Annotated in this window: 14 protein-coding genes; all 14 read left to right on the top strand. The window is 59.1% G+C overall.

All coding sequences use genetic code 11. The features are described 5' to 3' along the window. Positions 1–36: 36 nt before the first annotated feature. The 14 genes from BM110_RS28455 (at position 37) to BM110_RS28390 (ending at position 11783) form a co-directional block, all read left to right on the top strand. Positions 37–591 (top strand): hypothetical protein, encoded by a 555-nt coding sequence (locus BM110_RS28455; protein ID WP_139220352.1) that lies wholly within the window; start codon positions 37–39, stop codon positions 589–591. 81 nt (positions 592–672) lie between these two features. Further along, positions 673–1251 carry a phage baseplate assembly protein V gene (locus tag BM110_RS28450; RefSeq protein ID WP_093514602.1) on the top strand — a complete coding sequence of 193 codons (579 nt, stop codon included), beginning with the start codon at positions 673–675 and terminating at the stop codon, positions 1249–1251. Next, positions 1248–1592 carry a GPW/gp25 family protein gene (locus BM110_RS28445; RefSeq protein WP_093514601.1) on the top strand — a complete coding sequence of 115 codons (345 nt, stop codon included), beginning with the start codon at positions 1248–1250 and terminating at the stop codon, positions 1590–1592. Before BM110_RS28450 ends, BM110_RS28445 begins: the two co-directional genes overlap by 4 nt. Then, on the top strand, positions 1589–2500 hold the full coding sequence (locus tag BM110_RS28440) for a baseplate J/gp47 family protein (RefSeq protein ID WP_093514600.1): 912 nt from the start codon (positions 1589–1591) through the stop codon (positions 2498–2500). Before BM110_RS28445 ends, BM110_RS28440 begins: the two co-directional genes overlap by 4 nt. Next, positions 2500–3117, top strand: coding sequence for a phage tail protein I (locus BM110_RS28435; protein WP_093514599.1), 618 nt, complete (start codon positions 2500–2502; stop codon positions 3115–3117). The genes BM110_RS28440 and BM110_RS28435 overlap by 1 nt, the downstream gene beginning before the upstream one ends. Next, positions 3114–4655, top strand: a complete 1542-nt coding sequence (locus BM110_RS29965) for a phage tail protein (RefSeq protein ID WP_256575475.1) — start codon at positions 3114–3116, stop codon at positions 4653–4655. The genes BM110_RS28435 and BM110_RS29965 overlap by 4 nt, the downstream gene beginning before the upstream one ends. Position 4656: 1 nt before the next feature. Next, positions 4657–5052: a hypothetical protein gene (locus BM110_RS28425; protein WP_093514598.1), complete on the top strand. Its 396-nt coding sequence runs from the start codon at positions 4657–4659 to the stop codon at positions 5050–5052. A 91-nt stretch (positions 5053–5143) separates the two neighbouring features. Continuing rightward, positions 5144–6319 (top strand): phage tail sheath protein, encoded by a 1176-nt coding sequence (locus BM110_RS28420; protein ID WP_093514597.1) that lies wholly within the window; start codon positions 5144–5146, stop codon positions 6317–6319. Between the two features lie 57 nt (positions 6320–6376). Then, positions 6377–6892, top strand: a complete 516-nt coding sequence (locus tag BM110_RS28415) for a phage major tail tube protein (protein ID WP_093514596.1) — start codon at positions 6377–6379, stop codon at positions 6890–6892. 51 nt (positions 6893–6943) lie between these two features. After that, positions 6944–7279: a phage tail assembly protein gene (locus tag BM110_RS28410; RefSeq protein ID WP_093514595.1), complete on the top strand. Its 336-nt coding sequence runs from the start codon at positions 6944–6946 to the stop codon at positions 7277–7279. Between the two features lie 8 nt (positions 7280–7287). Continuing rightward, entirely contained in the window at positions 7288–7407 is a 120-nt protein-coding gene (locus BM110_RS28405) for a GpE family phage tail protein (RefSeq protein WP_093514594.1), read from the top strand. Continuing rightward, positions 7397–10072, top strand: coding sequence for a phage tail tape measure protein (locus BM110_RS28400; protein ID WP_093514593.1), 2676 nt, complete (start codon positions 7397–7399; stop codon positions 10070–10072). The genes BM110_RS28405 and BM110_RS28400 overlap by 11 nt, the downstream gene beginning before the upstream one ends. 5 nt (positions 10073–10077) lie before the next feature. Beyond that, positions 10078–10518 (top strand): phage tail protein, encoded by a 441-nt coding sequence (locus BM110_RS28395; protein ID WP_093514592.1) that lies wholly within the window; start codon positions 10078–10080, stop codon positions 10516–10518. Further along, on the top strand, positions 10515–11783 hold the full coding sequence (locus BM110_RS28390; RefSeq protein ID WP_093514591.1) for a phage late control D family protein: 1269 nt from the start codon (positions 10515–10517) through the stop codon (positions 11781–11783). Before BM110_RS28395 ends, BM110_RS28390 begins: the two co-directional genes overlap by 4 nt. Positions 11784–11786 lie beyond the last annotated feature (3 nt).

Raw genomic sequence — 11786 nt, 5'->3', positions numbered from 1 at the left:
AGCCTTGCCACCCCCTCACCAAAAACACGTAGCAGAATGAAAACCAAGCAGGTAGTAGCAAGGATAATTTTAGGAGTAGTTATAGCAGCAGCGATTTTCACAATTGTGATAACTCCATGGATAATTAAAAAAACCACTCCCGAAATGGGAATATATACTGGCTCAACAGCAGGAATATTAATTTTTATTTTCCTTCTAGAAGTCAGAGCAGGTCGCTTCCCCAAAGGAATGCTGCTGATATCATACGGAGTACTATTTCAAGTATTTTTCACTATTTATTACTTTCAGTATATTGACCGAAACAACCCCTATATTGAAGACTTAAAAGTCCAGCTAGATCTTTACATGCAGGTACTATTATTTGCTTGCGCTGGCGCAGGAGGGAGCATAATTGCAAACTACGCAGACAAAAGCAGCAGTGACTACGAGCAAAAACATCCCATCAGCAATACTATTGACAACACCAAACACATTGATCGGCTAATCGAAAACACACACAAAATCGAAAGAAAAGTAAACCTCTCGATTATTGTTTCGCTAGCATCTGCAGTTGTCACCGCAGTAATAGCCATCGTATTGCTATTTAAATAAAGGTGCGCATCAGCTTGTAGATAACAAGCCTACAACCTGCAAATACTGCGCTCCCGCACGCGTGGCGCCACCATCGGCGCCATGAACGATTTCGCCGCCCTCTCCCGCATGCTCGAAAACCTCATCCGCTTCGGCGTCATCGCCGCAGTGCAGATGGAGCCCCCGCGCGTGCAGGTAAAAACCGGTTCACTGACCACCGCCTGGCTTCCATGGCTCGCCCTGCGCGCTGGAGCTGATCAGGAATGGGATCCGCCCACCGAAGGCGAACAGGTGATCCTGTTCAGCCCATCCGGCCAGCTCGCCAACGGCATTGTCGTGACCGGCCTGTTCAGTGACCACATCCCTGCCAACGGCAACCGAGCCGGCCTGCACCGTCGCACCTACGCCGACGGCGCGGTTATCGAGTACGACAGCGTCCAACATCACTTGAGCGCTGTCCTGCCCGACAGCGGCACCACCAGCCTGGTGAGCAAGGGCGGGATCAACATCATTGGCCCCATCAATCACCAGGGCGATTACAACCAAACCGGCAACCAGAACGTAGTCGGTCGGGTAGACGTTTCGAGAGACGTGGTCGCGGCGGGCGTCAGCCTGGTCAATCACCTGACCTCAGGCGTTAAGCAAGGCGACGATCAGTCCGGGAGGCCCTTACCAACATGAACCGAGAAACCGGCGCCGACATCAGCGACCTGGACCACATCGGCCAGAGCATCGAAGACATCCTCACTACCCGCATCGGTACCCGCGTGATGCGCCGCGAATACGGCAGCCTGCTGCCAGAGCTGGTGGATCATCCCTTCAACGACGCCACACGTCTGCGTGTCTACGCGGGCACAGTCATGGCGTTGATGCGCTGGGAAACCCGCATCAGCCTTAGCCGTGTGCAGTTCCTCGGCGCGAACCTTCAAGGTCAGTCCGTGCTAGAGCTGGAAGGCACCATCGTCGACACCAACGAGCCGTTGAGCATGAGCCTGCCGCTGCAACTGGGTGGCAGTGTATGAACTCCTTTGCCGCGATTGACCTCAGCCAGCTCCCGGCGCCGCAGATCGTCGAGCAGATCGACTTCGAAGTGATCCTGGCCGAGCGCAAGGCCTACATGATCAGCCTGTGGCCGATCGAGGAACAGCCGCAGATTGCCGCTCGCCTCGAAATGGAATCCGAGCCCCTGACCAAGCTGCTGCAAGAGAACGCCTACCGCGAAACCATCTGGCGTCAGCGGGTGAATGAGGCGTCCATGGCGAACCTGCTGGCCTTTGCCAAAGGCCCCGATTTGGACCAGTTGGCGGGCAACTTCAACGTCAAGCGCCTGGTGGTTCAGGAAGCCAAGCCCATGGCCGTCCCGCCTGTCGCGCGGATCATGGAAGGCGACGACAGTTTGCGGGAACGGGCGCAAATGGCCTGGGAGGGGCTGAGCACCGCCGGCCCGCGCCAGAGCTACATTTTCCATGCCCGTGGGGCTGATGGCCGCGTTGCCGATGCGACCGCTGAAAGCCCATCACCCGCCGTGGCAGTGGTCACCGTGCAGGCCCTGCTCGGCGACGGCACCGCGTCGGCCGACCTGGTCGCCACCGTCAAGAAGTATCTTAGCGACGATGACCGCCGGCCCGTGGCCGACCGCCTGACCGTGAAGCCCGCAGAAATCATTCGGTACCAAGTGAAAGCCAAGCTGTACTTGCTGACCAGTGGCCCCGAGTCTGAGCCAATACTTGCTGCGGCTGAACAGAGCTTACAGACCTACGTGAACCAACGTCGTCGCCTGGCTATGGAGGTGTCGGAATCCGCCCTGCACGCGGCGCTGTTCGTCGAAGGTGTACGTAAGGTCGTGCTGGAAGACTGGGTCGATATTGTCGCCACCAAGGAACAGGCGCCCTTCTGCACCGGCGTCACCATCACAAGGGGTGCTGAGTAATGGGCGCCCAGCAGCTGCTACCGAACAACTCCACAACGCTTGAACGCCAGGCGGCACAAGCGCTCGCGGAAATTAAACGTGTACCGATCCCATTGCGGGATCTGTGCAACCCGAACACCTGCCCAGCGGTGGTACTGCCGTACCTGGCCTGGGCCTTCTCCGTCGACCGCTGGGACAGCACCTGGACCGAAGCCACCAAGCGCGCCGCCATACGCTCATCCCGCTACATCCACGCACACAAAGGCACCATCGGCGCCCTGCGTCGAGTGGTCGAGCCCCTGGGCTACCTGATCGAAGTTGTGGAATGGTGGCAGACCGTACCGGAAGGTGTGCCTGGCACCTTCGCCTTGAAGGTCGGCGTACTGGACACCGGCATCACCGAAGAAATGTACCAAGAGCTGACCTGGCTGATTGATGACGCCAAACCGCTCACCCGCCCCCTCACCGGCCTGGCCATCAGCTTGGAAAGCACCGGCACCGTATTTATCGGAGCCTGCGTGTACGAAGGAGACGAACTCAACGTTTACCCACCGACCCAGCGCGATATCGACGTCAGCGGCGTGTACCGCATCGGTGGCCGCGAACACCATATCGACACGATGGACATTTACTCATGACCGATCAAAACAGTCAGTTCTTCGCAATCCTCACTGCCGTCGGCGAAGCCAAACAAGCGAACGCAGACGCTCTGGGTGTGCCCTGGACATTTGCACAGATGGCAGTTGGGGATGCCAACGGCACCGACCCGATCCCCAGCCGCACACAAACCAAACTGATCAACGAGCGCCGACGTGCACCGTTGAACCAGGTGAAGGTCGACCCAAGCAATGCCAGTGTGATCATTGCCGAACAGATCATCCCGGAGAACGTTGGTGGTTGGTGGGTACGCGAGATTGGTCTTTATGACGCAGCAGGCGACCTGGTTGCGATTGCCAACTGTGCTCCCACCTATAAGCCGCTGCTCGCTCAAGGTTCAGGGCGAACCCAGGTGATCAGGATCAACCTGATCGTTAGCAGTACGAGCAACATCGAGCTGAAAATTGATCCGTCCGTGGTACTTGCAACACGAGAGTACGTCGACGTAAAGGTTGCAGAAGAAATTGGCAAGCTTGACTTAAAACAGTCTGTCGTCGTTGCGACCCTGAACAGCATCGCCTTAGGAGGCCTGCAAACCATTGATGGCATTGCCCTGGAACCGGGCGCTCGCGTTCTCGTAAGAAAGCAGCAAACCGCGAGTCAAAACGGAATATACATCGCGGCGACAGGCCAGTGGCTCAGATCGCCAGACGCAGATTCCAACGCGAAAGTGACCTCTGCGCTGACCGTGGGCGTTGAGCGCGGCGCCACTTACGCCGATACAGTTTGGACATTGACCACCGACAGTCCTGTCGTAATTGGCACCACAGCGCTTAGCTTCGAACTGCTATCAGCCACAGCAAAGGATATTGCAGGCGTCTTCAGGAGCGTAACGGTCGATAAATTCGGCCGAGTGCTGGCTGGTACAGCTCCTACAACCTTGGCGGGTTACGCCATCGAAACGGCCAGCAAAGCCGAAGCTGAAGCTGACGAAGTGACCGAAAACACAAAGCCAGCAACCATGCTGAACGTCTTCCAATTCTTCAAGAAACGCTGGGTTGAGGCGACGGAAAGCAAATCCGGCGTTCAGGCCAACGCAAAAGACGAGGACATGGATGAGGGCACAACCGATGCTCGAACCGTCACTCCGCTGAAGCTTGCACGCCGTCTGGCGAAGGTACTTGCTCAAGCCACAGAGGAGGTGGCTGGATTGGCAAAACTCGCCAGTCAAAGCCAGGTTGATCAAGGCCTTGATGACGCGACGATTGTTACGCCGAAGAAGTTACGCGCCGGCTTTCGGGTCTTGCTGGCGGTCAATGGTCACATCTACTTCCCCAGTTGGATGGGAGGATTGGTCTGGCAGTGGGGTAACAGAACTTTCACCTCGGGGACATCGGTACCGTTCGCCACCCCCTTCCCTGTTGAGTGTCTGATTGCTTGGGCCTTACCGAACTCTATTGTTGGCGGGAACCCTAGCTCGGTCGCAGCAAACGTGCAGTCATTGACGTCCACCTCAATGATCCTGAGTTGGACAGCCACCGGCTCATACTCTTTCTTCTGGTTCGCATTGGGGCGCTGACATGTCGAAAACTTATGCTGTATTCAACGGTGATGGGCTGTTTCAACACATGCTTTTCAAGGGTGTTCACACCATTCCGAAAGGTGCGGTCGAGATCAGCGATGAGTTATCGGTGCGCATTCTCCAAGAGCCTGATTCGATTTGGCGTATCGATGAAACTGGAGCGATTACCGCTACAGATCCCGAGTCGATCCCACCCACCCGCGAACAGATCGAGGCACTGCGCCTACGATCGTATGCTGATCCCCTCACAGGTTCGGATCGCTACTTTGCTGAAGCTCAGCGCATGCAAGTGATGAACGAGCCAGGCTGGGAGGCCGTCCGTGCTGCCGGTGTAGCCCGATTCGAAGCAATCCAGGCTCAGTATCCTTGGACTTCAGACGACGGCGCCCTGTAATCCTGTCAGCTACAAGCCGCGCCGCTCGCCCATCCGGCGCGCGCGCGGCAGCCTGTGCACTGTCATTCCATCACAGCGCAGGCAACCACCCATGGCCGGTTCAGACTATCTCCACGGCGTGCGGGTTCTCGAACTCAACGACGGCACTCGCCCCATTCGCACCATCGCAACCGCAGTCATCGGCCTGGTTTGTACGGCTGAAGATGCAGACCCACTCGCCTTCCCGCTGGACACTCCAGTCCTGCTGACCAATGTGCAAAGCGCCATCGCCAAAGCCGGCGTCAAAGGCACCCTGGCAAAGAGCCTGCAAGCCATTGCAGACCAGACCAAGCCCTACACAATCGTAGTGCGGGTGAAGGAAGGAGCAGACTCGGCCGCTACCACCACCGCGCTGATCGGCACCACCACCGCCGACGGCAAATACACCGGCATGAAAGCCCTGCTCGCCGCCAAGGCCCGAGTAGGCATGACGCCGCGCATTCTCGGTGTGCCAGGCCTCGACAGTCAGCCGGTGGCCACCGCACTGGTATCGATCGCCAAAGACCTGCGCGCCTTCGCCTACGTCAGTGCGTGGGACTGCAAAACCAAGGAAGAGGTGGTCGCCTACCGCGAAAACTTCGGCGCTCGTGAAGTCATGGTGATCTGGCCGGAGTTCCAGAACTGGGACACGGTCACCAGCGCGACCGTCACCGCGTCGGCAGTAGCCCGTGCGCTGGGCCTGCGGGCGCTGATCGACAAAGACATTGGCTGGCACAAGACCCTCTCCAACGTCGCCGTCAACGGTGTGACCGGCATCAGCGCCGACGTGTTCTGGGATCTGCAAAACCCCGCCACCGACGCTAACTACCTCAACAGTAACGAGGTCACCACCCTCATCAACGAAGGCGGCTTCCGCTTCTGGGGTAGCCGTACATGCAGCGCAGATCCGCTGTTCGCGTTTGAAAACTACACCCGTACCGCCCAGATCATCGCCGACACCATGGCCGAGGCGCACATGTGGGCCATGGACAAGCCCATGCACGCGTCCCTGGTCAAAGACATCATCAACGGGATCAACGCCAAGTTCCGCGAACTGGTCAACCAGGGCTACTTGATCGGCGGCAGTTGCTGGTACCCGGAAGACGTCAACGACAAGGACACCCTCAAGGCCGGCAAGCTGACCCTCGACTACGACTACACCCCGGTGCCGCCGCTGGAAGACCTCACCCTGCGCCAACGCATCACCGACCGCTACCTGATGCAGTTCGCTGCCGCAATCGCTGCTTAAACCGGGCCTCCCCGCGAGGGGAGCTAACCCCGTGCCATAACCCCGGAGATTCCCGCCATGGCAATGCCTCTCAAACTGAAAAACATGAACCTGTTCAACGACGGCGGCAGCTACCAGGGCAAGGTCAAAACCGTCACCCTGCCCGCCCTGGGCCGCAAGATGGAAGCGTGGCGCGCCGCCGGCATGAATGGCCCGGTCAAAGCTGACCTGGGCATGTCCGACGACGGTATCCAGATGGAATGGAAGCTGGGTGGCCTGGATCTGATCGTGCTCAAGCAGTTCGGCGCGGTTAACGCCTCCGGTATTGCTCTGCGCTTCGCCGGTGCCTTCCAGCAGGACGACACCGGCCAAATCAGTGCCGTAGAGGTAACTGTTCGCGGCCGTCACGAAACCATTGAAATGGGTGACGCCACACCAGGTGAAGACACCGAGCACTCCATCACCACCACTTGCAGCTACTACAAGCTGACCGTCGACAACGAAGACATCATCGAAATCGACCTGCTCAACTTCATCGAGAAGGTCGGCGGCGTCGACATGCTGGAGAAACAGCGTAGCGCCATCGGCCTCTGATCCCCGTCCTCGATCGATAACCACCTACCCTCAGCACCAGGAGCTCTACCCATGAAAGACGAAGCCACCGAACAAGCCGAAGTAAAACCATTGGCCGACGACAACACCGTCCTCCTCGATACGCCCATCCGTCGTGGCACCAGTAGCATCGACAGCATCACCCTGCGCAAACCCAACTCGGGCGAGCTGCGCGGCGTGAGCCTGGCAGAGCTGCTGAATATGGACGTCAACAGCCTGGTCAAAGTGGTTCCGCGCATCAGCACCCCTACCCTCACCGCCGTCGAAGTCACATCGATGGACCCTGCCGATCTGTTCGCGCTGGGCACCAAGGTGTCTGGTTTTTTGCTTCAGAAATCGATGAAGACGGACGCATCCCTCGTTGCGTAGAGGACGCCATGGCCGACCTGGCCGTGGTTTTTCATTGGGCGCCAGCTGACATGGATCAGTTGGGCCTGCAAGAACTGATGGACTGGCGCGAACGCGCCAGGTTGCGGAGCTCCACCGATGGCAAATGATCTGAGACTTCAGGTGCTGCTCAGTACCATCGACAAGGCCACCCGCCCACTGAAACACATCAGCGAAGGGGGTATTCAGACTGCACGCGCCCTCAAGGACGCTCGCGACCGCCTGAAAGAACTCACCAGCCAACAGAAAGACGTCAGCGCCTGGCGGGCTCAGCGTGCGGCTGCTGAGCAAACCGGCGCGTCTCTCACCGCCGCACGGGACCGCGTCAAATCCCTGAGTCAGGAACTCGCCGCTACCGACGCGCCGACCAGGGCAATGACCCGGAGCTTCCAGGCGGCGGTGCGCGAGGCAACGCGGCTCAAGCAGCAGCACCAACAACAGAGCGTACAGCTGCAAGGGCTGCGATCGAAGCTCTATGACGCCGGCATCAGCACCACAAACCTTGGCACCCACGAGCGCCAGCTGCGCGAGCAGATCAACGCCACCAACGCCAGCATCAGTTTGCAGGGTAAGCGCATGGCCGAACTGAGCGCCCAGCACAAGCGGGCGGCGTTGGCTCGCAGCCAGATGGAGAAATCCCAGCGCGCCGCCGGCAATCTCGCCGTGAACGGCGCCGCCGGCCTGGGCGTTGGCTATGCAGCCAGCCGTCCCATCGCCGCCGCAGTGAAGGCCTTTGCGCCCAATGAGGATTCCGCCACACAGCTCAAGGTGTCGATGATGGACGACACCGGCAAGGTCTCGGAGGACTTCCAGAAAATCACCGACCTGGCTACCAAGCTCGGCGACCGATTGCCCGGTACCACGGCCGACTTCCAGAACATGATGACCATGCTTCGGCGGCAAGGCCTGAGTGCGCAAAGCATCCTCGGGGGTACCGGTGAAGCTGCTGCATACCTGGGCGTCCAGTTGAAGATGGAGGCCACGGAAGCGGCAGAGTTTGCTGCCAAAATGCAGGACGCAACGCGCACCACCGAAAAAGACATGATGGGCCTGATGGACACGATCCAGCGCGGGTTCTATGCCGGTGTGGACCCCGGCAACATGCTCCAGGGCTTCAGCAAGATCGCCCCGGTCATGGATGTGATCAAGAAGTCAGGGATCGATGCCGCGAAAGAGCTGGCGCCGCTGTTGATCATGATGGACCAGGCCGGCATGGAGGGTGGTTCAGCCGGCAACGCGTTCCGCAAAATTTTCCAGGCAGGTTTAGACAAGGATAAGGTCGACAAGGCCAATAAAATTGCGGCGGGTGCTAACAAAGGCGTATCGCTCAAATTCACGAATGCTGACGGTAATTTCGCTGGCCTGGAGAACCTGTACGCCCAGGTGGAAAAGCTCAAAGTTCTGAATGACACCGACCGCACAGCTGTAATCAGCAAGGTCTTTGGGGATGACGCTGAAACGCTCACCACCCTGAATACGATGATGAACAAAGGTCTGGCCGGGTATAAGGAGGTCCAGCAGAAGCTACAAACACAGGCCGATCTGCGTACCAGAGTCAACGAGCAACTCAGCACCCTCACCAACATCATGGAAGCCGCAGAGGGCAGTTTCACCAATGCCATGGCAGAGTTCGGTGCAGCGGTAGCGCCGGAACTCAAGGATTTGATCAATACACTGGGAGAGATCGCGAACAGCGTCGGCGCCTGGGCTCGGGAGAATCCGAAATTGGCCGGTGGCCTGGTCAAGGTGGTAGCCGCGATTGCCGCGCTGGCATTCGTGTTTGGTGGCCTGGCTCTCACCATGGCGAGCATGCTGGGTCCGTTCGCAGTGCTGCGATACGGCATGACCATGTTCGGTCTCCAAGGTGGCGGCATCACCAAAATGCTCGGCCGGCTAATGCCAACCCTGACCGGACTGGCCCGTAACGTTTTCCCCATGTTTGCCCAAGGCGTTCGTATGCTCGCTACGACAATGGGCGGCGCACTGTTGACCGCTTTGCGCACCGTAGGTATTGCACTTTGGGGCCTGGCAGCAAACCCGATTGTCTTGATCATTGCCGCTGTCGTTGCCGCGCTGGCTGGTGGCGCCTATCTGATTTACAAGAACTGGGACGCTGTGAAGAACTACTTCGCCAACGCCTGGACCGAGATCAAGGCGGGTTTTGACGGAGGCATCGGCGGCATCATCACCACTTTGGTCAACTTCAGCCCGCTCGGCCTTGTATACCAGGCATTTGCCGGCGTGCTGAGTTATCTGGGCATCGATCTGCCAAGCCGCTTCACCGAGTTCGGCAGCATGATCGTCAACGGCTTGGTCAACGGCCTCACGGCCGGCCTGGGTGCCGTCAAAGACGCCATCAGCTCGATCGGCGACAGCAGCATTGGTTGGTTCAAGGAAAAGCTCGGTATCCACAGCCCGTCGCGCGTGTTCGCGGAGTTGGGCGGGTTCACCATGGCGGGGCTTACCCAGGGCCTTGAAGGTGGGCAGAAAGGACCGTTGAACGCGCTGACCAGCATGAGCAAGCAACTGACAGAGGCAGGCACCTTAGCCCTGGGCGCCACGGCTATGCCGGCGTTCGCCGTGGACAACACGCCGCCAATCAGCAGCTCGCCCGCAGCCGCTGTTTACGACAGCCACGACACCTACCAATTCACAATTGAAGCGGGGCCAGGCACCGACATGCAGAGCCTGGAAAAGAGCGTGCGCGCGATCATGGCCCGCATCGAAAACGAAAAAAAGGCGCGCCAGCGCAGCAAACTTTCTGACCTGGAATAACCACCATGATGATGGCCCTCGGCATGTTCGTGTTCAGCCTCAGAACCGCCGCTTACCAGGAACTGCAACGCCAAACCGATTGGCGCCATGCCAGCAACAGCCGTATCGGCGCCGCTCCCGCGCGGCAGTTCGTTGGTCGTGGTGAAGACGCTATCACCCTCCCCGGCATCATCTTCCCCGAGTTAGCCGGCACCGCCCTAAGCCTCGACGCCATACGGCTGATGGCGAATACCGGTAAGGCATGGCCGATGGTCGAGGGCACGGGGAGGATTTACGGCCTGTGGGTCATCGACAGCCTGAGCGAAACCAAGACCATTTTTTTCGACGACGGCACCCCACGGCGCATTGAATTCACGCTGAGCCTGAAGCGCACCGACGACGACCGCATCGACCTGCTCGGCGCTGGTACCAGCGTTGGCCTCAACATCCTGCGAGGTCTGCTGTGATCGACTCCGTCATATCCAAGGTCACCGGCTACCTGCGCAACACAGCCGAACGCTACGTCCGAGACGCGGCCTATCCGGTGCCGGCCTTCCGGCTAACCGTCGACGGCCTGGACATCGCTCAACTGATCAGTCCGCGGCTGATGAGCCTGGAGCTGACCGACAACCGCGGCGTTGAGGCCGACCAACTCAGCATCACCCTCAGCGACCACGACGGCCTACTGTCGATCCCGCCCAAGGGCGCAGTGGTGCGACTGTGGCTGGGTTGGAGCGACACCGGCCTGGTGGACAAAGGCACCTACACCGTCGACGAAACTGAACACAGCGGCGCGCCAGATGTGCTCAGCATCCGCGCTCGATCGGCAGATCTACGTAAGGGCCTGAAAACCAAACGCGAACGCAGCTGGAGCAACACCACCCTCGGCGACGTCCTGGGCGATATCGCCATCGGCAACGGCCTGACCGCCACCATAGCCGGCGCGCTGGACGGTTTGCCCATCCTGCAGCTCGACCAGGCCAACGAGTCCGACGCCAACCTGATCAGCCGCCTGGGCGAAGAATTCGACGCAGTGGCCAGCGTCAAAGCCGGGTGCCTACTCTGCCTCCCAGCGGGTGGCGGCAAAACCGCCAGCGGCATGGACCTGCCCCACATCACCCTCACCCGAGCCGACGGCGACCAACACCGCTACCTGCAAGCCGACCGCGACAGCTACGACGGCGTACGCGCCTATTACTACGACGTGAACAGCGCCAAAAAACAGGAAGCCATTGCCGGTGGCGGCGACAACCTAAAAGACCTACGCCACACGTACAGCGACCAGCAGTCAGCCCTGCGCGCCGCACGGGCTGAATTCAGACGCCTGCAACGCGGCAGTGCCACGCTCAGTTACAACCTGGCCATGGGCCGGCCGGATCTGATCCCCGAGCTGACGTACACGCTCCAGGGCGTGAAGGCGGAAATCGACGAGATCATCTGGTACGGCGGTAACGTGCAGCACAGCCTAAGTGCGGATGGCGGATACACCGTCAGCCTGGAGCTGGAGAGCAAGTTGCCTGAAGACAACGTTGAAGATCTGGCGGAGGAGAACAAAGGCAATTACACAGGGATCATCGCGTACTACCGCGACCAAAAAACCGGGAAGGAAAAGACAATTACGGCGGGGGATCAGGCGAAACCGAGACGGTTGCGGTGGCTGTACGCCAGCGAAAAGACGGCTAAACGGGCGGTGGACCGAGAGTTTAAAAAATTAAAAATAGATAATTTGTAAATT

Origin of the sequence: Pseudomonas sp. NFPP28, from assembly GCF_900115535.1 — a bacterium.
GTDB classification, from domain to species: domain Bacteria; phylum Pseudomonadota; class Gammaproteobacteria; order Pseudomonadales; family Pseudomonadaceae; genus Aquipseudomonas; species Aquipseudomonas extremorientalis.
The sequence above is the reverse complement of the archived record's forward strand: the minus strand, read 5'-3'. Positions and strand labels throughout refer to the sequence as shown.